This window comes from Streptomyces sp. R28, from assembly GCF_041052385.1.
In the GTDB taxonomy this organism is placed as follows: Bacteria; Actinomycetota; Actinomycetes; order Streptomycetales; family Streptomycetaceae; genus Streptomyces.
Genome location: NZ_CP163439.1, coordinates 867,066 through 888,363, shown reverse-complemented (window position 1 = coordinate 888,363; position 21,298 = coordinate 867,066). Strand labels below are relative to the sequence as shown.

Here is a 21,298-nt window from a genome sequence, read left to right as displayed (position 1 = left end):
CCGATGTGCCGTCAAAGACAAGAGGGGGGGCCGCAGGTCGCGGCGCCCCTTCCGGCTTGGCCGGGGTGTCAGTCGGCGGCCCGGAACGAGCGCAGCCGCAGGGAGTTGCCGACGACGAAGACCGAGGAGAAGGCCATGGCCGCGCCGGCGATCATCGGGTTGAGCAGTCCGGCCGCGGCGAGCGGCAGCGCGGCGACGTTGTAGGCGAAGGCCCAGAACAGGTTCGACCGTATGGTGCCGAGCGTCCGGCGGGAGAGCCGGATGGCGTCGGCGGCGGCGCGCAGATCGCCGCGCACCAGGGTCAGGTCGCCGGCCTCGATCGCGGCGTCCGTGCCGGTGCCCATCGCCAGGCCGAGGTCGGCCTGGGCCAGGGCGGCCGCGTCGTTGACGCCGTCGCCGACCATGGCGACCGAACGGCCCTCGCCCTGGAGCCGCTTGACGACCTCGGCCTTGTCCTGCGGCAGCACCTCGGCGATGACGTCCTCGGGTGCGATACCGACCTCGCGGGCGACGGAGTGCGCGACGGCCCGGTTGTCGCCGGTCAGCAGGATCGGGGTGAGACCGAGGGCACGCAGTCGCCGGATCGCCTCCGGGCTGGTCTCCTTCACCGCGTCGGCCACCTCCAGGACCGCCCGCGCCTCGCCGTCCCAGGCGACCGTGACGGCGGTACGACCGCACGCCTCGGCCTCGGACTTGGCCCGCCGCAGGTCCTCCGGCAGTTCCATCGCCCACTCTTCCAGCAACCGCTCGCGGCCCACCAGCACCGCATGGCCCTCGACGACGCCCTGCACCCCCAGGCCCGGCACGTTCGCGAAGTCCTCGGGCGCGGGCAGCGAACCCAGCTTCTGAAGCGCCCCGTCGGCCACGGCGCGCGCTATCGGATGCTCGGAGGAGTGCTCCAACGCACCCGCGAGCCGCAGGACTTCGGCCTCGTCGGTGTGGTCGGTGGTGTGCACGGTCAGCAGGGTCATCCGGCCGGTGGTCACGGTGCCCGTCTTGTCGAGGACGATCGTGTCGACCTCGCGCGTGGACTCCAGCACCTCCGGGCCCTTGATCAGGATGCCGAGCTGGGCGCCCCGCCCGGTGCCGACCATCAGTGCGGTCGGGGTGGCCAGGCCCAGGGCGCACGGGCAGGCGATGATCAGTACGGCGACCGCGGCGGTGAAGGCGGCGGCCATCCCCACGCCGTTGCCGAGCCAGAACCCGAGGGTGCCCAGCGCGAGGGCGATCACGATCGGCACGAAGACGGCGGAGATCCGGTCCGCGAGCCGCTGTGCCGCGGCCTTCCCGTTCTGCGCGTCCTCCACCAGCCGGGCCATCCGGGCGAGTTGGGTGTCGGCGCCCACGCGGGTGGCCTCGACGACGAGGCGGCCGCCCGCGTTGATCGTGGCACCGGTGACGGGGTCGCCCGGGACCACCTCGACCGGCACGGACTCGCCGGTGAGCATCGACGCGTCCACCGCGGAGGAGCCCTCGACGACCGTCCCGTCGGTGGCGATCTTCTCGCCGGGACGGACCAGGAAGCGGTCGCCGACCTTCAACTCCGCGACGGGGAGGGACTGTTCGGTGCCGTTCGCGCGCAGGACGGTGACGTCCTTGGCGCCCAGCTCCAGCAGGGCCTTCAGGGCCGCGCCGGCCTTGCGCTTGGAACGGGCCTCGAAGTAGCGGCCGGCCAGGATGAACGCGGTGACTCCGGCGGCCGCCTCCAGATAGATGTTCCCGGCGCCGTCACTGCGCGAGATCGTCAGCTCGAAGGGGTGCGTCATGCCCGGCTCGCCCGCGGTGCCGAGGAACAGAGCCCACAGCGACCACAGGAACGCGGCCGACGTACCGACCGAGATCAGCGTGTCCATCGTGGCCGCGCCGTGCCGCAGATTGGTGAACGCCGCCCGGTGGAAGGGCCATGCGGCATACGTCACGACAGGCGCCGCCAGGGTGAGCGACAGCCACTGCCAGTACTCGAACTGCAGGGCCGGGATCATGGCCATCGCGACGACGGGGACGGCCAGCGTCACGGCGGTGACCAACCGCTGCCGCAGCGGCCGTAGTCCGTCGTCCTCGTCCCGGCTCTCGGGCGCGTCCCGCGCGGGCTCCTCGGCCGTGTACCCGGTCGCCTCGACAGTGGTGATCAGGTCCTGGACGGAGACCCCGCCGCCGTAGCTGACCTTCGCCTTCTCGGTGGCGTAGTTGACGGTGGCGGTCACCCCGTCCATGCGGTTCAGCTTCTTCTCGATGCGCGCCGCGCACGAGGCGCAGGTCATCCCGCCGATGGCGAGTTCTACCTCGGTGCTGGGCTGGGACGCGGTGGTGGTCATCGCTGCTCCTGGTGCGGGGTGGGGCCCGGAGCCCGGGGCGGGGGCCGGTCAGCCCGCGCGGCCGGTCAGCTCGTAGCCGGCCTCGTCGACGACCTCGGCGATCAGGGCGTCGTCGGGCTCGGCGGCGCTGGTGACGGTGACCTGGCCGCTCGCGAGATCGACACGGACCTCGGTGACGCCGTCGAGCTCGCCGATGACCTTGGTGAGCGTGGCCTTGCAGTGCGCGCAGCTCATGCCGGAGACGGCGTAGGTGGTCGTGGACACGGGTCCTCCCGGGTGTGCGGTTGCGTGCCGACCCAGATACGGGGCGGGGGTATGCTTGCCGAGTCCTGTATACCCCTAGGGGGTACCGAACGCAAGTGTCGAAATGGGATTGACTGCGTACCCCCTGGGGGTATGGTGAGCTGCATTGAGAGCTCATACCGCGTTCCTTTCGAAGGACCTGACCCACAGGAGACCGCCATGCATGCCGGACTGAAGATCACCGCGTTCGCCGCCGCGCTGGCCGCGACCTTCGGCACCGCGTACGGCGTGGGCATGGGCATCGACCCCGTCGTCGAGGACCCCGCACCCGCCCGCCACGACAGCCACAGCGAGCCGTCACCGACACCGGAGGGAGGCGGCGGCCACGGCGGGCACGAGGCCGAGTCGGCCGGCGGGCTGCAGATCTCCGAGGGCGGCTACACCCTCGACCTGAGGACCCCGACCGTCACTGCCGGGACCCGCTCCGACCTGCGCTTCGTCATCCGCGACAGCGGCGGCCGAGCCGTCACCGCCTACCAGCGCGAGCACGAGAAGGAACTGCACCTCATCGTGGCCTCACGCGACCTGGTCACCTACCGCCATGTGCACCCCAGCCGCGCCGCCGACGGCACCTGGAGCATCCCCGTCGAGCTGCCCAGCGCGGGTGGCTACCGCGTCTTCGCCGACTTCACCCCGGCGAAGAAGGGCGCCGAGAACCTCACCCTCGGCGCCGACCTGGCCGCCTCCGGCTCCTACGAGCCGCAGAAGCTGCCCGCGCCGAACTCCACCGCGAAGACCGACGGCTACGAGGTCCGCATAGCCGGCGGACTGCGCTCGGGCAAGGCGAGCGAGCTGAAGCTGAACGTCTCGCGAGGCGGCCGCCCGGTGACGAACCTCCAGCCCTACCTCGGTGCCTACGGCCACCTGGTCGCCCTGCGCTCCGGCGACCTCGCCTACCTCCATGTCCACCCCAACGGCGAGCCCGGCGACGGCAGGACCGCGCCCGGCCCGGGAATCTCGTTCACGGCCACGGCGCCGAGCAGCGGCACGTACCGGCTGTTCCTCGACTTCAAGCACGAAGGCGAGGTGCACACGGCGGCGTTCACCGTCCGGGCCGGAGCGGCGACCGCCCCCACGGACGCCCCCATGGACACCCCCGCGGGCGCGCCCTCAGACGAGCACGGGGACGAGCCCGGCCACGGACACTGACGTCAGATCCGCCCCACCCGCCGCTGTCGGCGCAGCAGCAGCCCCAGGTACACCCCGCCGACGACCGCGGTCACCACGCCGACCGGCAACTGGGCCGACTCGTGGATGCGCTGGGCAGCGAAGTCGGCGGTGACCACGAGGAATGCTCCGGTGCAGGTGGCCGCCAGGAGGTTGGGCCCGGGGGCCCGGGTGAGCCGGCGGGCCAGCTGCGGCGCGATGAGGGCCACGAACGGGATCGGGCCGGCCGCTGCGGTGGCCACCGAGCAGGCCGCCGTGGCCAGCACCAGGATCACCGACCGGGTGCGCTGGACCGGCACCCCGAGCCCGCCCGCCGCGTCGTCGCCCATCTCCAGGATCTTCAGCCGGCTCGCGGTCCTGCCGACAGGGGAACAACAGGTGCTGGAGGCCGACGTACTGGTCCACGCCACCGGCTACCGTCCCCGCCACCTGAGCGCCCTGCTCGGCGAGGCGGCGAAGGTCTGCCGGCGGGACGACGGGGACGCGATCCGCGTCGCGCGCGACCACCGCGTGGAGACCGCGCCCGACGTCAGCGCGGGGATCTATCTCCAGGGCAGCACCGAGCACACGCACGGCCTCACCTCGTCCCTGCTGTCGACCACCGCGATCCGCGCGGGGGAGATCCACCGCTCCCTCCGGTGAACCGGTGAACTCCGGTCACCCCAAGGCGCGATCCAGATTGAAGGCCGCACTGATCAGTGCGAGATGCGTGAACGCCTGGGGGAAGTTGCCCTGTTGCTCGCCCGTGTGGCTGATCTCCTCGGCGTACAGGCCCAGATGGTTGGCGTACGTCAGCATCTTCTCGAAGGCCAGCCGTGCCTCGTCGACCCGCCCGGCGCGGACCATGGCCTCGACGTACCAGAACGAGCAGATCGAGAACGTGCCCTCGTCGCCGTGCAGTCCGTCGGGGCTCGCCGCCGGGTCGTAGCGGTAGACCAGCGAGTCGGACACCAGGTCCTGGGTGAGGGCGTCGAGGGTGGACAGCCACTTGGGGTCCGTCGGCGAGATGAACTTCGTCAGCGGCATCATCAGCACGGCCGCGTCGAGCACGTCGCCGTCCTCGTGCTGGACGAAGGCCTGGCGCGCCTCGGACCAGCCCCGGCGCATGATCCGCCGGTAGATCGTGTCCCGGCACTGCTGCCAGCGCGGCAGATCGGCGGGCAGTCCGCGCCGGTTGGCCATACGGATGCCCCGCTCGATCGCCACCCAGCACATCAGCCGCGAGTACAGGAAGTTCTTGCGGCCGCCGCGCGTCTCCCAGATGCCCTCGTCGGGCTGGTCCCAGTGCTCGCACACCCAGTCCACCAGCGCGCACACGTCGTCCCACTGGTCGCTGGAGATCGGTTGCGCCCACTTGTCGTAGAGGTAGATGGAGTCGATCAGCGCGCCGTAGATGTCGAGCTGGAGCTGGTCGGCGGCTGCGTTGCCGATCCGCACCGGGGCGGATCCGAGGTGCCCCCGAAGATGGCCGAGTTCGCGCTCGGGCAGATCGGTGCGGCCGTCGATGCCGTACAGGATCTGCAGCGGGCCGGTGTGACAGCCGTCGCCCTGGCTGACATGCCGGGTCAGGAACTGCATGAACGCCCCGGCCTCACCCGTGAAGCCCAGCCGCAGCAGCGCGTACACACAGAAGGCGGCGTCGCGTACCCACACGTACCGGTAGTCCCAGTTGCGTTCGCCGCCCAGCTGCTCGGGCAGGCTCGTCGTCGGCGCGGCCACGATCGCGCCGGTGGGCGCGTAGGTGAGCAGCTTCAGGGTGAGCGCGGAGCGGTGCACCATCTCCCGCCAGCGGCCCCGGTACTTGGAGGCGGACAGCCAGTGCCGCCAGTACGCCACCGTGCTGTTGAACTGCTCCTCCGCCTCGGTCCGCGCGCACCGCCGGGGGTTCACCTCGCCGCCGACCTGGTCCAGCGCGAACACCGCCGACTCGCCCTCGGAGAGCTTGAAGTCGGCGCGCACGTCCGGCCCGTCGACCTCCAGCGGCATGGTCGCGGTCAGCCCGAGCGACAGCTTCTCGGACTCGAAGACCGCGACGTCGCCCACCCTGCGGACGGTGTGCGGCCGGGTGCCGTACTCGAAGCGCGGCGCGACCCGTGTACGGAAGGGGATCGACCCGCGGACGCACACCACACGCCGGATCAGCCGGTGCCGTTCGGTCTCCGCCAGGTCGCCGTCCACCGGCATGAAGTCCTGCACCTCGGCGACGCCGTCCTCGGTGAAGAACCGGGTGATCAGGACGTTCGTGTCCGGGAAGTAGAACTGCTTGGTCCGCGCCGGCACCGCCGCCGCCAGCTCGAAACAGCCGCCCCGCTCCGCGTCCAGGATCGCCGCGAAGACGCTCGGGGCGTCGAAGGCCGGGCAGCAGTACCAGTCGATCGTGCCGTCCGTCCCCACCAGGGCCACGCTGCGCAGATCGCCGATCAGCCCGTGCTCGGCGATCGGCACATAGTGCGAAGCCGCCCGTACGTCCTCGTCGATCGGTGTCGTGCTCATCGCAGCCTCCCTGGCCCGCCATGCGCCTCGATCCCAGCGTAGGTGGAATCGGCGGGGAGAGGGCCGGGGCCGGGGGAACCTGGCCGTGGCCGGGGGGGGCCGGGGCCGGGGGCCGGCCGGGGGGCCGGGGCCGGGGGCCTGGGGCCGGAGGCCGGGGGGCGGGGATTGGACCGCAACGACACTCAGTCTGCGATGACGCTCAGCCTGCTATGACGCTCAGGCCGCCAGGACCTCGGACCACGACGACCTCAGACCGCGACGACCTCAGACCGCGACGACCTCAGACCGCGACGACCGTCAGCCCCGCCTCCTCGAAGCGCCGCACCGTGTCGGGGGCGCCCGCCGAGTCCGTGACCAGCGTGTCCACCGCGTCGGCCGCACAGATCCGGGCGAACGCCCGCTGGCCCAGCTTGCTGGAGTCCGCGGCCACGATCACCCGCTCGGCCCGCTCGCACAGCAGCCGGTTGATCGCCGCCTCCGCCTCGTCGTGCGCGGCGGCGCCGTGCGTGGCGTCGAAGGCGACGACACCGAGCACCGCCACGTCGATGGTGATCTGGGCCAGCACCCCGTCCGCGAGCGGCCCGATGAGCTCGTACGACTGCGGGCGCGCGACCCCGCCGGTGACCACGATCTTGAACTGGGGGCGCACGGCCAGCTCATTGGCGATGTTGAGCGCGTTGGTGACGATCGTCAGCGCGGGCGACCCGGACGCCAGGTCGCTGCGCACGGCCAGGGCCCGCGCCACCTCGGTGGTCGTCGTGCCGCCGGTCAGCCCCACCGCCTCGCCGGGCGCGATGAGGTCGGCCACCGCCTTGGCGATGCGCTGCTTCTCGGAGGCGTGCCGGGCCGTCTTGTAGCGCAGCGGCAGTTCGTACGACACCCCGTGCACGACCGCGCCGCCCCGTGTGCGCACGAGCATCTGCTGCTCGGCGAGCTGGTCGAAGTCGCGGCGGATCGTGGCGGCCGACACCTCCAGGTCGGCGGCCGCCTCCTCGACGTCCAGCCGGCCCCGCTCGACGAGCAGCTCCAGCAGTGCCTTCCAGCGGGCGTCGCGCGACATCCGCCCTCCATTCCTCGATCTCCGGCGACCTTAGCGCAAGCCTCATCCCCGCAATGCTTGATTCTGCTTGAAAACTGGCGCTATCTTGCAAGAACAATCATTCATGGGATGGAAGTGCGGAGGGCGGCGGCATGACACATGTCGAGGACGAGCTCAACAGCCAGCCCGAGTGCTGGACACGCGCCGCGGCGGAGGCGGCCGGACTCGGCGGGACGCTGCCGGTGCCGGGGGAGCGGGTCGCGGTCGTCGGCTGCGGCACGTCGTACTTCATGGCGCAGGCGTTCGCCGTGCTGCGCGAGGGATCGGGCCAGGGGGAGACGGACGCCTTCGCCACGTCGGAGTTCCCGCCCGAGCGGACGTACGACCGAGTCGTCGCCCTCACTCGTTCCGGTACGACGACCGAAGTGCTGGACCTGGTGGGACGGCTGAAGGGGCGCACGCGTACCACGGCGATCACCGCCGATCCGAACACGCCCGTCATGACGGCCGCCGACGAGGTCGTCGTCCTCGACTACGCGGACGAACGTTCCGTCGTGCAGACCCGGTTCGCGACCACCGCTCTCACCCTGCTCCGTGCCCACCTCGGCCTGCACACCGACGCGGTCGTCGCCGACGCCCGCACCGCACTCGCCGGCGAACTGCCCGAAGGGCTCGTGGAGTGCGGGCAGTTCACCTTCCTCGGCCGTGGCTGGACCGTGGGGCTGGCCAACGAGGCCGGGCTGAAGATGCGCGAGGCATCGCTGTCCTGGACGGAGGCCTACCCGGCCATGGAGTACCGGCACGGCCCGATCAGCATCACCACGAGCGGCACCGCCACCTGGATGTTCGGCGAGGCGCCCGAAGGGCTGGCCGAACAGGTCCGCTCCACCGGCGGACTGTGGATCGAGGGCCGCCTCGACCCCCTCGCCGAACTCGTCCGCGCCCAGCGGCTCGCGGTCGCCGTCGCCGCGGCCCGCGGCCTCGATCCGGACCAGCCGCGCCACCTCACCCGCTCGGTGATCCTCGCCCCCTGACGCGCCGAGAAAGGAGAGCCGTGCCCCTCGTGACCACCGGCGAGCTCATCACCCGCCCCGCCGCAGACCGCTCCGCCGTCGCCGCCTTCAACGTCATCACCCTGGAGCATGTCGAGGCCGTCATCGCCGGTGCGGAGTCGGTGAGTTCGCCCGTCGTGCTCCAAGTCAGCGAGAACGCCGTCAAGTTCCGCTACGGACGCCTCCTCCCGCTCGCCCGCGCGGCGTCCGCCGCCGCCGAACGGGCCGCCGTCCCCGTCGCGTTGCACCTCGACCACGTCCAGAGCGACGACCTGCTGCGCCAGGCGCCGGGCGCCGGATTCAGCTCCGTGATGTACGACGCGGCCCGACTGCCGTACGCGGACAACCTCGCCGCCACGAAGGCCGCCGTCGACTGGGCGCACGCCCAAGGCCTCTGGATCGAGGCCGAGTTGGGCCGACTGGGCGGCAAGAACGGCGAGGCTCCGCTCGACGCCCACGCCCCCGGCGCCCGCACCGACCCCGCCGAGGCCCACGCCTTCGTCAGCGACTCCGGCGTCGACGCGCTCGCGGTCGCCGTCGGCAGCTCGCACGCCATGACCACCCGCACCGCCACGCTCGACCACGAGCTCCTCAAGCGCCTGTCCGCCACCTTGGACGTCCCCCTCGTCCTGCACGGCTCCTCCGGCGTCCCCGACGGCGAACTGACCGCGGCGGTCGCGGGCGGCATCGCCAAGGTCAATATCGGCACGGCCCTCAACATCGCCATGACGGGAGCGATCCGTGACTTCCTCGCCGCCCACCCCGAGGCGGTCGACTCGCGCAAGTACCTGAGTGTGGGGCGGGAGGCGATGGTGCGGGCGGTGGCCGACATCATCGGGGTGTTGAGGGCTTCCTGACTCGGTGCCGTGTGCCTACCGCTTGACGGCCCTCAGCACCACGAACTTCGGGTCACCGGCGACGAGTTGACTGTTGCCGAACAGCCGCCGCAGCTTCACGTGGTAGCCGAGATGCCGGTTGCCGATCACCCAGAGCTCGCCGCCCGGCCTGAGCGCGCGCCGTGCCCCCGTGAACATCCGCCAGGCCGTCGCGTCGGTCGTCGCCTGGTGCGAGTGGAACGGCGGATTGTTGAGCACGAGGTCGACGCTCCCGTCCGGCACGCCCGCCAGCCCGTCCCCGACCCGGAACTCGGCGCGCCCCTGCACCCCGTTCGCCTTGTACGTCGCCTCCGCCGAGGCCACGGCCTGGAACGACTCGTCCACGAACAGCACCTCGGCCTCCGGGTTCGCCAGCGCCACCGCCGTACCGACGACGCCGTTGCCACACCCGAGGTCCACCACCCGCTGGGCGCCCTTGCCGTCCGGAAGGTGCCCCAGGAAGAACCGCGTACCGATGTCGAGCCGGTCGGCGCAGAACACGCCCGCGTGATTGACGACCGTGCGCCCCGAGACCGCGCCGATGCCGTCGGGGAGCGTGTACGTGTACGGCCAAGGGTTGGCGGGCGTAGCCGACGACGGCCGAGGTGTGCAGAAGATCAGCCGCGCCTTCTTCTCGGCGAGCGAGGTGCGGGTCGGGCCGAGGATCCGCTCGAACAGCTGGAGCGTCGAGGTGTGGATCTCCTTCACCATCCCGGTGCCGACCACCACCGTGCCCTCGTGCACCGCGGGCGCCAGCCGCAGCAGCTGGTCCTCCAGCAGCGCCAGGCTCTTCGGCACCCGCACGAGCAGGACGTCGATGCGTTCCGGCGGCCGATCCTGCGTGGTCAGCAGGCGGACGGAGCCGGGCTCGACGCCGTCGCGGTCGAGGTTGGCCCGGGTCGCCTCCTGGGTGAGGCAGGAGTCCGTGATCTGCACGGGCTGGTGCGCCGCGAGCGCCGTGACCAGGGCGCCCCAGCGATCACCGACCACCACGACCGTGCCGGACAGCGGGGTCTCCTGCTCCGCCAGGTGCCTGAGGAGGTACTCGTCGGAGGCGTCCCAGGCACGCAGCCTCTCGCGCGGGTCCTCGGGGAAACGGGTCAGTGCGAGCTCGCCCCAGGGCGTCGTCATACGGTCGTTCATCGTGCGTCAAGGCTAGCCGAGCCGCAGCTCACGGCCCGTGGGGGAGTATGGAAGGCATGGACGCCGAGCTGTTCCCCCGGGAACGTACGGAGGTCGCGCCGGGAGCGGTACATGTGCCCGGCTGGCTGGACCAGGACCGCCAGCGCGAGCTGCTGGAGGCCTGCCGCGAGTGGGCCCGCCCACCGGCCGGCCTGCGTACGGTCCGCACCCCCGGCGGCGGCACCATGACCGCCCGGCAGGTCTGCCTGGGCTGGCACTGGTACCCGTACGCCTACGCCCGCACGATCGTCGACGGCGACGGCGCGCCGGTGAAACCGTTCCCCGAGTGGCTGGGCGAGCTGGGCCGGCACGCGGTGCGGGACGCACTCGGGGAAGTGGCGGGGGACGCGGATGGGGGCGCACGGGGCGGACCGGTGATGGCGTACGACATCGCCCTGATCAACTTCTACGATGCGGACGCCCGCATGGGCATGCACCGCGACAGCGACGAGAAGTCGCACGCCCCGGTGGTGTCCCTGAGCCTCGGCGACACCTGCGTCTTCCGCTTCGGCAACACCGAGACCCGGACCCGGCCGTACACGGACGTCGAGCTGCGCTGCGGCGACCTGTTCGTCTTCGGCGGCCCGTCGCGGCTCGCCCACCACGGTGTGCCGAGGGTGCAGCCGGGCACCGCACCGCCGGAGTTGGGGCTGACCGGGCGGTTGAACATCACGCTCAGAGTGAGCGGTCTGTAGGCCGCCGCATCTGCGGATCATGGGAGACTCGCCCTCATGAGCGGCAAGGCGGACCCCCGGTCGGCGGGGGAAGGGACCACCTCCAGGACGCGGTTGGACCGGGGGCGCGGTGCGCTCGGACCCGCGTTGGAGCTCGTGCACACCGGACGCGCCCCCACGCGTGCCGTCCTCACCGCCGAGCTCGGGGTGACCCGGGCCACGGCCGGCGCGGTCGCCGCCGAACTCGAGGCGCTCGGCCTGATCCGGGTCGACGCCCGGCCTGGCGCGGCAGCCGGCTCGCAGGGGCGGCCCTCGCACCGGCTGGCGGTCGCCGAGGACGGCCCGGTCGTCCTCGCCGCACAGGTGCACACCGACGGCTTCCGGGCGGCGCTGGTCGGCCTCGGCGGCCGTATCGTCGCCACCGCACCCGGCTGCGAGACGGTGGACGCCGATCCCGCCAAGGTCCTCGGCTCGGTCGTGGAGGCAGGTGCCGACCTGCTGCGCACGACCGGGCGGCGCTGCGTCGGCGCCGGACTCGCCGTACCGTCCGCCGTCGCGGAACCGGACGGCCTGGCGCTCAACCCGCTGCACCTGGCCTGGCCCGTGGGTGCGCCCGTGCGCCGTATCTTCGCGGAGCGCGTGCGCGAGGCCGGGATCACCGGACCGGCCTTCGCCGGCAACGACGTCAACCTCGCCGCCCTCGCCGAGCACCGGCACGGCGCGGGTCGCGGCGCCCGGCACCTGCTGTGCGTGGCCACCGGGCACCGGGGCGTCGGCGGTGCGCTCGTGCTGGACGGCCGTCTGCACACCGGCAGTTCGGGCCTGGCCCTGGAGGTCGGCCACCTCACCGTCAACCCCGAGGGCAGACCCTGCCACTGCGGCAGCCGTGGCTGCCTCGACGTCGAGGCCGACCCGCTGGCCCTCCTCACGGCGGCCGGCCGCGAGCCGGGACCCGAGGTCAACCTGCTTCAGCAGGCCAAGGACCTGATCCGCACCCGGTACGACAACCCCGAGGTCCGCACGGCCACTGAGGCCCTCATCGACCGCCTCGGCCTGGGTCTCGCAGGCCTGGTCAACATCCTCAACCCGGACCGCATCATCCTCGGCGGCCTCCACCGCACCCTCCTGGACGCCGACCCCGAGCGCCTGCGCGCGGTCGTCGCCGGCCGCAGCCTGTGGGGCCAGAGCGGTGGCGTCCCGATCCTCGCGTGCACCCTCGACCACAACAGCCTGGTCGGCGCTGCCGAGTTGGCCTGGCAGCCGGTGCTGGACGATCCGCTGGCGGCGCTCGCCTAGGGGGCCCGTGGCGGCAGACCGGGCTCAAGGCGTACCCGAGGCGTGTCCTCCTACCCTCGCCACTCGCCCTACCCTCGCCACTCGCCGACCGGCCCGCCCGTGAGGCGGTACTGGGTAAGGCCCGCTTCCCGCGGACGGTGCCGCCCTCGGTGCCGGCGAAGGTGTGGCCCTCGGACATCAGCGACGGCGCTCCTCTCCACGCTCGGCCCCGGCCGCCGCTCGGAGCGCCGCACTCCCGGCGGACATGGGTACCCTTCGTGACATGCGGATCTCCGTCTCCTCGGACATGGACGAACCCGTGGCCCGTCTCCTCGTCACCGAGCTGCGCGGTCGCGGTCACGACGTCGTCACCCACGGGGCGCTCAGCCCCGGCGACGACCCCCAGTGGGCCGCCTGCTCCGAGGCGGCCGCCCGCGAGGTCGCCGTCGGGACGGCCGACCAGGCGGTCGTGTGCTGCTGGACCGGCACGGGCGCCTCGATCGCCGCGAACAAGGTGCCCGGCGTGCGGGCCGCCCTGTGCACGGACGCGTACACAGCGGACGGCGCTCGCCGCTGGAACGACGCCAACGTGCTCGCGCTCAGCCTGCGGCTGACGTCCGAGCCGCTGCTCAAGGAGATCCTCGACGCCTGGTTCGCGGCCGAGGCCAGCGCGGACGCCGAGGACCGGGAGAACGTGGCCCGCGTCGGCCGCCTGGACCTCAGGGAGCCGTGAGGCTCCACAGCGCCGCCACCAGCGGCCGCCGCAGATCGGCCCGCCGGACGCACAGCCCGATCGGGAAGGGCTCCGGCGGCGGATCGGCCGGGACGACCGACAGCCGGTCGCGCACCGCACTGTGCTCCAGCACCAGACGCGGCACCACACCCGTGCCGCACCCCAGGGCGACCAGCGTCAACAGCCCTTCGTGGCCGTCGGGTTCGCAGGCCACCTCGGGTGTCGTGCCGCGGGAGCGCAGCCAGCGGTCGGCGGCCTCGCGGACCAGCCCACGGTGGGGGAGGACGAAGGGCCCTTCGAGGCCGGGGTCGGGACGGTCCCGTGCGGTCACCATGACCAGCTCCGTCACCGCGACCGTCCGGCTCACCAGCGACTCCGGCAGCCGCGCCGGGATCCCCGCGACGGCCACGTCCACCTCGCCCTCGTCCAGCCGGGCCAGCGCCGCCGCCGCGTCACCGGTGCGCAGATCGAGCCGCACCTGGGGGTGGGCGGTGCGGAACGGCGCCAACAGGTCGGGCAGCAGCGCCTGACAGGCGGTGACGGTGGCGAACACGGCCAGGCGGCCGGTGAGTTCGGCCGGGTCGGGATGCTCCTCGCGGTAGGCGCGCCACAACTCCAGTGCCCGGACGGCGTATTCACGGAAGCGGTGACCCTCCGCCGTGAGTGCCACCCCACGCGGGCCACGGTCGAACAGACGGTGCCCGAGATCGGCCTCCAGCCGCTGCACGGTGCGCGTCAGCGTCGCCGGGCTGACATGGCAGTCGAGGCTGGTCCGCCCGAAGTTCAGCGTCTGCGCCAGATGCAGGAAGAGACGTAGGTCCCGGTGATCGTCGCGCATGCCTTCCGACCTCGCTGTTTCAGTTCCCGCAACACTGCGCTGCACAAGTTGCGCTTGCTGCAACGCTCGCATGGAGCCTACAACTCGACCATGACCTCCACCACCTACGCCTCCCGCGTCTTCCCCCTCGAAACGATGGACGTCCCCGGCGGCACGGAGACGATCCTGCGCGGCGGCCGGCACCTCTTCCCGCTGCTGCCGCAGGCCTTCGCCGGCGTCCAGCGCATCGGCGTGATCGGCTGGGGCCCGCAGGGCCGCGCCCAGGCCCGCAACCTGCGCGATTCCCTCGCCGGCACCGGTGTGCGGGTGGCCGTCGGACTGCGCCCCGGCTCCCGCTCGGCCGCCGACGCCCGCACACACGGCTTCACCGAGGAGGACGGCACGCTCGGCGACTGGCTCGCCGTCACCGCCGACAGCGACCTGGTGATCCTGCTGATCGCCGACGCCGCGCTCGCCGCCCACCACCGGGAGATCTTCGCGGCCCTGAAGCCCGGCGCCGTCATCGGCCTCTCGCACGGCTTCCTGCTCGGCCATCTGCGCGAAAAGGGCCGGGAGTTTCCGCCGGGGCACGGAGTGATCGCCGTATGTCCCAAGGGCATGGGCGACTCCGTGCGCAGGCTCTACGAGCAGGGCGCGGAGATCAACGGCGCCGGAATCAACAGCAGCTTCGCCGTGCACGCCGACCCGGACGGCCGTGCCGTCGACATCGCGCTCGGCTGGTCGGTGGCGCTGGGCTCGCCCTACACCTTCCGCACCACGCTCGACAGTGAGTACCTCTCCGACATCGTCGGTGAGCGGGCCATCCTGCTCGGCGCCGTCCACGGCATCGTCGAGAGCCTGTACGCCCGCTACCGGCTCGCCGGGGACGACGAGGTGACGGCGTACGAGCGCTCCTGCGAGAACGTCACCGGCCCGATCGCTCGGACGATCTCCCGCGCGGGACTGCGTGCCGTGCGGGAGGGCCTGGACCGCGATGGCCGGGCCGTCTTCGACCGGGCGTACACGGCGACGTACGGTCCCGCCCGCGAGATCGTCGCCGAGATCTACGACGAGGTCGCCGACGGCACCGAGCTGCGCAGTGTGATCCTGGCCGAACGGCGGCTCGGCGCACGCCCGATGAGCAGGATCGGCGGCTCACCGATGTGGGCCGTCGGCGACCGGGTGCACGCCCGGCGGGCCGCACGCGAACTGCCGGTCGACCCGTTCACCGCCGGGGTGTTCGTGGCGACGATGACGGCCCAGATCGACGAGTTCGCCGAGCGCGGCCACCTCTGGTCGGAGATCGTCAACGAGTCGGTCATCGAGGCCGTCGACTCGCTGCTGCCCTACATGCACGCGCGGGACGTGGCCCACATGGTCGACAACTGCTCCCGCACGGCCCGCCTCGGCGCCCGCCGCTGGGGCCCGCGCTTCCAGGCCGCGTACGAGCAGATCGCCTACCCGGGCGCCGAACACCCGGCGGACGCGGCCCTGTTGACGGCCTTCAACGCCCACCCGGTGCACGAGGCCCTGGCCGCGGCCGCGAAGCTCCGGCCGACCGTGGACATCGCCGTGGCCTAGGACGACGGCCCGGTGAGGGCGGGCGAGTCGACAGGGGCGGGGGCATCGGCGTACTGGGCCACTCCCTCGCCGAACGACCAGTTGATCGGCTCGTTCTCGATGAGGTTGACGAAGACGTTCCGCGGTTCGGTCCCCGCGTAGGCGTGGGCGAGTTCGGCGATCCGCCGGTACAGCGCCTGCTTCTGCGCGGGGGTCCGCCCGGAGCGCAGGGTGATCGTGACGTACACGAGGCCGTCGTCCCGGTGGATGCCGAGATAGTCGCTGTCGTAGCGCAGGGTGCTTCGGGTGCCGTCGTGCCCGACCAGCACCTGGAACCGGTCGTCGGGCGGGATCCCGATCGCCTCCACCAGGGCGTCGTGGACGGCACGGCCGAGGGCGTCAAGGCGCTCGGGGTCGGTCCCCAGGGCGTCGATGCGGACGAAGGGCATGTGTGGGTCTCCTTGCTGCGAACGTCACGAACGGCGAGGTCTGGGGACCAGCTCGCCACCGCAGTTGGGGCAGACGCCCCGCATGGCCTCGCTGCACGGCACACAGAAGGTGCATTCGTACGAGCAGATAAGTGCAGGTGCGTCGAGCGGCAGGGCCGCCGTCTCGCACCGCTCGCAGCGCTCACGCATCTCCAGTGCCATGTCTTCGCCTTTCCTCGTCAGCCCGGCAATCGGTCCCGCCCCGGCGCGGACATGTGCAGCACCTCGTACACGTCGCCGTCGGCCTTGGGCGTGTCGTTCTCCCAGAGCGAGAAGTGGATCAGCTCCCAACGACTTGTGTCCACGGCAGTCGCCGAGAGCACCGCCCCGTCCTCGCCGGCCAGCCGCTCGGTCTCACGTGCCGCGTCCGCCATGACATCGGTCAACAGCCCCCTGTCCGGCACCTGTTCGCGCCGCAGCACCGCGACCCGCGCGGGGGAGTGGGCGGCCCCGCCCTCCTCGTACGCCAGCCCGGACCACTGCCGGACCGACGGGCGGCCGAAGTCGTCGACGATGCCCTGGAAGGGGCCTCCCCAGAGGAAGGCGTTCATGCCCGCGCCGGTGTTCCACAGATAGAACGGCGCGTATTGGTTGACCGGCGATCCGAGCGCACCGCGCTCGCGCATCAGATACGTCTTGAAGCCCAGCCCCTGCCAGTCGTCGAGCAGGTGTCCCCTGCTCGCCACGCGACGGCGGATGATCCCCATGTCGTAGTCGGCGGGCAGGGTGAGCTCGTACTGCATCGCGTGCATCGGGCGCCTTCCTAGTGGTCCTGGTGCGGTGCGAGAAGGGAGAGCAGCCCCCGGACACCCACGTCGAAGGCGGCGGGAGAACCGGACGCGCGGGCCAGGACGTAGCCGCCCTGGACGGTCGCGACGATCGTCGCCGCGATCGACTCGCCGTCGAGCCCGGGCGCGAACTGGCCCTGCTCCTTGCCCTCCTCGACGATCCCGGCGAGCCGTTCACGCAGCCAGTCGAGCGTCTCGTCGACGGGCGCCCGCAGCTCGTCGCTGGCGATCACGTCCGGGTCCATCGTCAGCCGCCCGACCGGACAGCCACGCAGCACATCGCGCTCGCGCCGCAGATACGCCTCGATGCGCTCGTACGGCGTTCCCGGACCGTCGAGTACTCCCGCGGCGGTAGCCCGCATCTCCGCGGCGGTACGCCGGATCGCGGCCAGGGCGAGATCGGGCTTCCCCTTGAAGTGGTGGTACATGCTGCCCTGCCCGGCGCCCGCCCGCTCCAGGATGGCTTTGGGGCTGGTGCCCACATAGCCGCGCTCCCACAGCAGTTCCCGGGTGGACTCGATCAGCCGGTCCGAGGTGTCCGAGGTGCTCATGCCCTCACTGTACATACTAGTAGTTACAGAAGTCGAGTCCTGGCCGAGCCCTTCCGGAGCAGCCGAACCGGCCCCGCCTACTCCCCGCGAGGTACGCGCAGTGCCGCTGGCCGTACGACGCCCCGGACCCCCCTGCGGAGCGAGTCTCGAGACATCACCGAACGAACCCTCCGAACCCTCCGAACCCTCCGAACCCTCCGAACCCTCCGAACCGACTCGGGAGATGACTCGAGATGCAGACCCTGGCTCACTTCGCAGACGGCGGCCCCGGCCCCTGGATCCTGCTCTTCCCGCTGATCTGGGCAGCCGTCGTGATCGGCGGCATCACTCTCCTGCGCCGCACGGTGTGGCGCGGACGTCGCGGCCCCCGGCGGCCCGCCGCCGACGACAACTCGCCCCTCACGGTGCTCGGTCACCGCTTCGCCTCCGGCGAGATCGACGAGGACGAGTACTGGCGCCGGCTGTCCGTCCTGGACGAGCAGTTCGGCCGCACCGGCAAGGGCGGTGCGGCATGACCGCCACGGCCACCACGACGAGCACGCCGACGGCCGCCCGCGTCGTCGACGCCGTGAAGGTGTACGGCACCGGCGACACCAGCGTGAGGGCCCTGGACGGGGTGAGCGTCGACTTCCCGGTCGGCCGCTTCACCGCGATCATGGGGCCCTCGGGCTCCGGCAAGTCCACCCTGATGCACTGCGCGGCCGGCCTCGACACGCTCACCTCGGGCACCGCCCACATCGGCGACACCGAGCTGAGCAGCCTCGACGACCGCCGCCTCACCCTCCTGCGCCGCGACCGCGTCGGCTTCGTCTTCCAGGCGTTCAACCTGGTGCCGACGCTGACCGTCGCGGAGAACATCAGGCTGCCGTTGGACCTGGCGGGCGGCAAGGGCGACCCGGAGTGGATCGACGCGCTGATCGACGTCGTCGGCCTGCGAGACCGGCTCCACCACCGGCCCTCCGAGCTCTCCGGCGGCCAGCAGCAACGCGTCGCCGTGGCCCGGGCGTTCGCCGGCCGGCCGGACGTCGTCTTCGCCGACGAGCCGACCGGCAACCTCGACTCCCGCTCCGGCGAGGAGGTCCTCGGCCTGCTCGGCCGCGCGGTGCGCCAGACGGCCCGCACGGTCGTCATGGTCACCCACGACCCCGTGGCCGCCGCCCACGCCGACGAGGTCGTGTTCCTCGCCGACGGGTGCCTGGTCGACCGTATGGAATCCCCGACGGCCGACAAGGTCCTGGACCGCATGAAAGCCTTCGAGGTGCCGTCATGAACGCCTCCGTCCGCCTGAGCGTGTCCTCCCTGCGCGCCCACAAGCGCCGCTTCGCCGGCACGTTCCTCGCCGTGTTCCTCGGCGTGGCCTTCCTCGCCGGCACCCTCGTCATGGGCGACACCCTGCGCGCCGGCTTCGACACCATGTTCGGCAACGCGACCAGCGGCACGGACGCCGTCGTCCGCAGCGACGACGCCATCACGACGCCCGGCGAGAGCGAGGGCGTGCGCGAACCCGTCGACACGGACCTGGTGAGCACGATCGAGAAGGTCCCCGCCGTCGCGGCCGCCGCGCCCAACATCCAGGGCGCCGGCCAGCTCGTCGGCAGGAACGGCGACCCGATCGGCGGCCAGGGCCCGCCCACCCTCGCAGGCAACTGGATCGCCGACCCCGAGCTCAACGCGTACCAGCTCGCCGAGGGCCACGCCCCGCAGAAGTCCGGCGAGGTCGTCATCGACCGCGGCACCGCCAAGCGCGGCGACCTGGACATCGGTGACACGACGACCCTGCGCACGCCCGACCCGGTCAAGGTGACCGTCGTCGGCCTCGCGACCTTCGGCGGCGAGGACGGCATGGCCCAGGTGACGTTCACCGGCATGACCCAGGCCGACGCCGAGAAGTACCTCACGGCCGGGCCCGGCGAGGCGGCGAGCATCCAGGTACGGGCCGGACCCGGCGTCAGCCAGCAGGAGCTGGTCGACGCGCTGACTCCCGCACTGCCGAACGGCGTTGAGGCCATCACGGGTCAGGAGTCGGCCCAGGAGAACACCGACATGATCTCCAGCCAGTTCCTGAACGTCTTCACCACCTTCCTCCTGGTCTTCTCCGGTGTGGCCCTGCTGGTGGCGACCTTCTCCATCCACAACACCTTCGCGATCGTGGTGGCCCAACGCACCCGCGAGAACGCCCTGTTGCGCGCCCTCGGCGCCGCACCCCGCCAGGTCACCGCGTCGACCCTCGTCGAGGCGATCGCCGTGGCCGTCACCGCGTCGGTGGCCGGCCTCGCGGGCGGCATCGGCGTCGCGGCCGGCCTGCAGGCGCTGTTCCCGGCAATCGGATTCCCCTTCCCCGAGGGCGACTTGGTCATCAGCGCACTCTCCATGGCCCTGCCGCTCGCGGTCGGCATCGTGGTCTGCCTCGGCTCCGCACTGCTGCCCGCCGCCCGCGCCGGCCGCACCGCACCGCTGGCCGCCCTGCGCGAGACGGCCGTCGACACCTCCGGCGCCTCCCGCCTCCGCGCCGTCACCGGCCTGGGCCTGCTGGCCCTCGCGGTCGGCGCGACGCTCGGCGGCGTCCTGGTGACCCCGTCCCTCTGGCTGGCGGGCACCGGCGCCGTCCTGGCCCTGGCCGCCTTCGTGGTCCTCGGCCCGGTCGCCTCCACGACGGCCGTACGGATCCTCGGCGGCCCCCTGGACCGACTGCGCGGCGTCACCGGCGGACTCGCCCGCCGCAACGCCCTGCGCAGCCCGAAGCGAACGGCCGCCACCGCGAGCGCCCTGATGATCGGCGTGGCCGTCGTCTCCCTCTTCACGGTGTTCGGCGCCTCTCTGAAGGCGACCATGGACCAGACCGTGTCCAGGTCCTTCGCGGGCGACGTGGCCGTCAGCACCCCGTCGTTCGGCGCGGGCGGCAGCGGCCTGAGCCCGCGCCTCGCCGACGCGGTCCAGCGGCTGCCCGAGGTGGACACGGCCGTCGGCCTCGGCCGCGGAGTCGCCGAAGTCGACGGCAAGGGACGCGCGCTGACGGTCACGGACCCGGTCGCCCTGGAGCGCACCTTCGACCTCGGCAACGTCCAGGGCTCCCTGCGCGACCTCGGCACGGACGGCATCGCCATCACCGAGAAGGAGGCCGACAAACAGAACCTGACCACCGGCGACAAGGCCCAGCTCACCTTCACCGACGGCCGGAAGCAGACCTTCGAGGTCCGCGCGGTCTACGGCCGGTCCGAGCTCGCCGGCGACTACGTCATCACCCGCGGCGCCTGGGCCCCGCACCGCACCCAGGACGCTGACACCCTCCTCGCCGTCTCCTTCAAGGACGGCGTCGGCGCGGACGCGGGCAAGGCGGCGGTGGAAACGGTCGCAGCCCAGTACGGCAACCCCGAGGTGCAGACCCGCGACGAGTACGCGCAGTCCTCGGCGAGCGGCATCGACATGATGCTGACGCTCGTCTACGCACTGCTCGCCCTCGCGGTGCTCATCGCACTCCTCGGCATCGCCAACACCCTCACCCTGGCGATCCACGAGCGCACCCGCGAACTCGGCCTGCTGAGGGCCGTGGGCCAGACCCGCTCCCAACTGCGCGCGATGGTCCGCTGGGAGTCGGTCCTGGTGGCCGCCTTCGGCACGGTCGGCGGCCTCGCCCTCGGCGCCTTCCTCGGCTGGGTCCTGGTCAGGGCCTCCGACGGCGCGAGCGACAGCACCTTCGCCTTCGCGATGCCGCCCCTGCAACTCGCGGTGGTGGCGCTGGTCGGCCTCACGGCCGGAGCCCTGGCGGGCCTACGCCCGGCGCGCCGGGCGGCACGCCTGGACGTACTGCGGGCGATCGCCACCGAGTGACGCTCACGGGGCAGACGTCGTGCCCCTGAAGCAGCGGTCAGCCAACGGTCAACAAGGCCAACGGCAAGAGCCCACCAACCTCAGTGGGCCAACGGCAACGGCCGTGAGAGAGCCGGAGGGGCGCGCCGGTGCCGAGACGGCGAACGCGCGGAGGCCCG

General features: G+C 72.3%; 20 protein-coding genes and 2 pseudogenes. 11 read left to right on the top strand and 11 right to left on the bottom strand.

What is annotated here, in order from left to right; genetic code table 11:
• Window positions 1-68: 68 nt before the first annotated feature.
• Together AB5J49_RS03755 and AB5J49_RS03750 are read right to left on the bottom strand one after the other, a co-directional pair.
• A complete protein-coding gene (locus AB5J49_RS03755; protein WP_369167033.1) occupies window positions 69-2,315 on the bottom strand; it encodes a heavy metal translocating P-type ATPase in 2,247 nt (748 codons plus the stop codon).
• A gap of 48 nt (window positions 2,316-2,363) precedes the next feature.
• The gene (locus AB5J49_RS03750) at window positions 2,364-2,579 is read right to left on the bottom strand and encodes a heavy-metal-associated domain-containing protein (protein WP_369167032.1); all 216 of its coding nucleotides are present in this window, start codon (window positions 2,577-2,579) and stop codon (window positions 2,364-2,366) included.
• A gap of 198 nt (window positions 2,580-2,777) precedes the next feature.
• Between AB5J49_RS03750 and AB5J49_RS03745 the strand changes: the two genes are divergently transcribed.
• Window positions 2,778-3,767 carry a hypothetical protein gene (locus tag AB5J49_RS03745; protein WP_369167031.1) on the top strand — a complete coding sequence of 330 codons (990 nt, stop codon included), beginning with the start codon at window positions 2,778-2,780 and terminating at the stop codon, window positions 3,765-3,767.
• A gap of 2 nt (window positions 3,768-3,769) precedes the next feature.
• Here AB5J49_RS03745 and AB5J49_RS03740 read toward each other — a convergent pair.
• Window positions 3,770-4,135 (bottom strand): annotated as a pseudogene (locus AB5J49_RS03740) (iron chelate uptake ABC transporter family permease subunit); the annotation flags it as partial.
• A 7-nt stretch (window positions 4,136-4,142) separates the two neighbouring features.
• On the opposite strand from AB5J49_RS03740, the pseudogene AB5J49_RS03735 reads away from it, so the two are divergent.
• Window positions 4,143-4,427, top strand: a pseudogene (locus tag AB5J49_RS03735) (L-lysine 6-monooxygenase); the annotation flags it as partial.
• 15 nt (window positions 4,428-4,442) lie between these two features.
• Here AB5J49_RS03735 and AB5J49_RS03730 read toward each other — a convergent pair.
• A complete protein-coding gene (locus tag AB5J49_RS03730) occupies window positions 4,443-6,278 on the bottom strand; it encodes a glycoside hydrolase family 15 protein (protein ID WP_369167030.1) in 1,836 nt (611 codons plus the stop codon).
• Between the two features lie 280 nt (window positions 6,279-6,558).
• A complete protein-coding gene (locus tag AB5J49_RS03725; RefSeq protein WP_369167029.1) occupies window positions 6,559-7,338 on the bottom strand; it encodes a DeoR/GlpR family DNA-binding transcription regulator in 780 nt (259 codons plus the stop codon).
• A 131-nt stretch (window positions 7,339-7,469) separates the two neighbouring features.
• Between AB5J49_RS03725 and AB5J49_RS03720 the strand changes: the two genes are divergently transcribed.
• Both AB5J49_RS03720 and AB5J49_RS03715 read left to right on the top strand, forming a co-directional pair.
• Window positions 7,470-8,351 (top strand): SIS domain-containing protein, encoded by an 882-nt coding sequence (locus AB5J49_RS03720; protein ID WP_369167028.1) that lies wholly within the window; start codon window positions 7,470-7,472, stop codon window positions 8,349-8,351.
• A gap of 20 nt (window positions 8,352-8,371) precedes the next feature.
• A complete protein-coding gene (locus AB5J49_RS03715) occupies window positions 8,372-9,226 on the top strand; it encodes a ketose-bisphosphate aldolase (RefSeq protein ID WP_369167027.1) in 855 nt (284 codons plus the stop codon).
• Window positions 9,227-9,241: 15 nt separating this feature from the next.
• Here the strand turns inward: AB5J49_RS03715 and AB5J49_RS03710 are convergent, their stop codons facing one another.
• Window positions 9,242-10,375: a methyltransferase gene (locus AB5J49_RS03710; protein WP_369175033.1), complete on the bottom strand. Its 1,134-nt coding sequence runs from the start codon at window positions 10,373-10,375 to the stop codon at window positions 9,242-9,244.
• Between the two features lie 68 nt (window positions 10,376-10,443).
• Here AB5J49_RS03710 and AB5J49_RS03705 point away from each other — a divergent pair, with 68 nt between their 5' ends.
• The 3 genes from AB5J49_RS03705 (at window position 10,444) to AB5J49_RS03695 (ending at window position 13,108) form a co-directional block, all read left to right on the top strand.
• A complete protein-coding gene (locus AB5J49_RS03705) occupies window positions 10,444-11,121 on the top strand; it encodes an alpha-ketoglutarate-dependent dioxygenase AlkB (RefSeq protein WP_369167026.1) in 678 nt (225 codons plus the stop codon).
• Between the two features lie 36 nt (window positions 11,122-11,157).
• On the top strand, window positions 11,158-12,396 hold the full coding sequence (locus AB5J49_RS03700) for an ROK family protein (protein ID WP_369167025.1): 1,239 nt from the start codon (window positions 11,158-11,160) through the stop codon (window positions 12,394-12,396).
• 262 nt (window positions 12,397-12,658) lie between these two features.
• Entirely contained in the window at window positions 12,659-13,108 is a 450-nt protein-coding gene (locus AB5J49_RS03695; RefSeq protein WP_369167024.1) for an RpiB/LacA/LacB family sugar-phosphate isomerase, read from the top strand.
• On the opposite strand, the gene ilvY is transcribed toward AB5J49_RS03695, so the two are convergent.
• The gene (ilvY, locus tag AB5J49_RS03690; protein ID WP_369167023.1) at window positions 13,095-13,946 is read right to left on the bottom strand and encodes an HTH-type transcriptional activator IlvY; all 852 of its coding nucleotides are present in this window, start codon (window positions 13,944-13,946) and stop codon (window positions 13,095-13,097) included. The two genes, AB5J49_RS03695 and ilvY, sit on opposite strands and share 14 nt — an antisense overlap.
• A 90-nt stretch (window positions 13,947-14,036) precedes the next feature.
• On the opposite strand from ilvY, the gene AB5J49_RS03685 reads away from it, so the two are divergent.
• Window positions 14,037-15,506 carry a ketol-acid reductoisomerase gene (locus AB5J49_RS03685; RefSeq protein WP_369167022.1) on the top strand — a complete coding sequence of 490 codons (1,470 nt, stop codon included), beginning with the start codon at window positions 14,037-14,039 and terminating at the stop codon, window positions 15,504-15,506.
• Here AB5J49_RS03685 and AB5J49_RS03680 read toward each other — a convergent pair.
• The 4 genes from AB5J49_RS03680 to AB5J49_RS03665 are packed head-to-tail and all read right to left on the bottom strand — an operon-like array spanning window position 15,503 to window position 17,327.
• A complete protein-coding gene (locus tag AB5J49_RS03680) occupies window positions 15,503-15,934 on the bottom strand; it encodes a tautomerase family protein (RefSeq protein ID WP_369167021.1) in 432 nt (143 codons plus the stop codon). The genes AB5J49_RS03685 and AB5J49_RS03680 overlap by 4 nt on opposite strands.
• A gap of 24 nt (window positions 15,935-15,958) precedes the next feature.
• Entirely contained in the window at window positions 15,959-16,135 is a 177-nt protein-coding gene (locus AB5J49_RS03675) for a DUF1272 domain-containing protein (protein ID WP_369167020.1), read from the bottom strand.
• A gap of 17 nt (window positions 16,136-16,152) precedes the next feature.
• On the bottom strand, window positions 16,153-16,725 hold the full coding sequence (locus tag AB5J49_RS03670; protein ID WP_369167019.1) for a DUF4865 family protein: 573 nt from the start codon (window positions 16,723-16,725) through the stop codon (window positions 16,153-16,155).
• A gap of 11 nt (window positions 16,726-16,736) precedes the next feature.
• The gene (locus AB5J49_RS03665; RefSeq protein WP_369167018.1) at window positions 16,737-17,327 is read right to left on the bottom strand and encodes a TetR/AcrR family transcriptional regulator; all 591 of its coding nucleotides are present in this window, start codon (window positions 17,325-17,327) and stop codon (window positions 16,737-16,739) included.
• Window positions 17,328-17,545: 218 nt separating this feature from the next.
• Between AB5J49_RS03665 and AB5J49_RS03660 the strand changes: the two genes are divergently transcribed.
• The 3 genes from AB5J49_RS03660 to AB5J49_RS03650 are packed head-to-tail and all read left to right on the top strand — an operon-like array spanning window position 17,546 to window position 21,140.
• On the top strand, window positions 17,546-17,827 hold the full coding sequence (locus AB5J49_RS03660; RefSeq protein ID WP_369167017.1) for an SHOCT domain-containing protein: 282 nt from the start codon (window positions 17,546-17,548) through the stop codon (window positions 17,825-17,827).
• Entirely contained in the window at window positions 17,824-18,582 is a 759-nt protein-coding gene (locus tag AB5J49_RS03655) for an ABC transporter ATP-binding protein (protein WP_369167016.1), read from the top strand. The genes AB5J49_RS03660 and AB5J49_RS03655 overlap by 4 nt, the downstream gene beginning before the upstream one ends.
• Complete coding sequence (locus AB5J49_RS03650) at window positions 18,579-21,140, top strand: ABC transporter permease (RefSeq protein ID WP_369167015.1); 2,562 nt, start codon at window positions 18,579-18,581, stop codon at window positions 21,138-21,140. The genes AB5J49_RS03655 and AB5J49_RS03650 overlap by 4 nt, the downstream gene beginning before the upstream one ends.
• The last annotated feature ends 158 nt before the right edge of the window (window positions 21,141-21,298 follow it).

What these genes read in the sequence shown, in the direction of transcription:
- AB5J49_RS03705 (WP_369167026.1), top strand. Translation starts at nt 10,444, where the DNA reads ATGGACGCCGAGCTGTTCCCCCGGGAACGTACGGAGGTCGCGCCGGGA.
- AB5J49_RS03670 (WP_369167019.1), bottom strand. Translation starts at nt 16,725, where the DNA reads ATGCACGCGATGCAGTACGAGCTCACCCTGCCCGCCGACTACGACATG.
- AB5J49_RS03655 (WP_369167016.1), top strand. Translation starts at nt 17,824, where the DNA reads ATGACCGCCACGGCCACCACGACGAGCACGCCGACGGCCGCCCGCGTC.
- AB5J49_RS03695 (WP_369167024.1), top strand. Translation starts at nt 12,659, where the DNA reads ATGCGGATCTCCGTCTCCTCGGACATGGACGAACCCGTGGCCCGTCTC.
- AB5J49_RS03755 (WP_369167033.1), bottom strand. Translation starts at nt 2,315, where the DNA reads ATGACCACCACCGCGTCCCAGCCCAGCACCGAGGTAGAACTCGCCATC.
- AB5J49_RS03710 (WP_369175033.1), bottom strand. Translation starts at nt 10,375, where the DNA reads ATGACGACGCCCTGGGGCGAGCTCGCACTGACCCGTTTCCCCGAGGAC.
- AB5J49_RS03745 (WP_369167031.1), top strand. Translation starts at nt 2,778, where the DNA reads ATGCATGCCGGACTGAAGATCACCGCGTTCGCCGCCGCGCTGGCCGCG.
- AB5J49_RS03680 (WP_369167021.1), bottom strand. Translation starts at nt 15,934, where the DNA reads ATGCCCTTCGTCCGCATCGACGCCCTGGGGACCGACCCCGAGCGCCTT.
- AB5J49_RS03660 (WP_369167017.1), top strand. Translation starts at nt 17,546, where the DNA reads ATGCAGACCCTGGCTCACTTCGCAGACGGCGGCCCCGGCCCCTGGATC.
- AB5J49_RS03700 (WP_369167025.1), top strand. Translation starts at nt 11,158, where the DNA reads ATGAGCGGCAAGGCGGACCCCCGGTCGGCGGGGGAAGGGACCACCTCC.
- ilvY (WP_369167023.1), bottom strand. Translation starts at nt 13,946, where the DNA reads ATGCGCGACGATCACCGGGACCTACGTCTCTTCCTGCATCTGGCGCAG.
- AB5J49_RS03730 (WP_369167030.1), bottom strand. Translation starts at nt 6,278, where the DNA reads ATGAGCACGACACCGATCGACGAGGACGTACGGGCGGCTTCGCACTAT.
- AB5J49_RS03665 (WP_369167018.1), bottom strand. Translation starts at nt 17,327, where the DNA reads ATGTACAGTGAGGGCATGAGCACCTCGGACACCTCGGACCGGCTGATC.
- AB5J49_RS03725 (WP_369167029.1), bottom strand. Translation starts at nt 7,338, where the DNA reads ATGTCGCGCGACGCCCGCTGGAAGGCACTGCTGGAGCTGCTCGTCGAG.
- AB5J49_RS03685 (WP_369167022.1), top strand. Translation starts at nt 14,037, where the DNA reads ATGACCTCCACCACCTACGCCTCCCGCGTCTTCCCCCTCGAAACGATG.
- AB5J49_RS03650 (WP_369167015.1), top strand. Translation starts at nt 18,579, where the DNA reads ATGAACGCCTCCGTCCGCCTGAGCGTGTCCTCCCTGCGCGCCCACAAG.
- AB5J49_RS03720 (WP_369167028.1), top strand. Translation starts at nt 7,470, where the DNA reads ATGACACATGTCGAGGACGAGCTCAACAGCCAGCCCGAGTGCTGGACA.
- AB5J49_RS03675 (WP_369167020.1), bottom strand. Translation starts at nt 16,135, where the DNA reads ATGGCACTGGAGATGCGTGAGCGCTGCGAGCGGTGCGAGACGGCGGCC.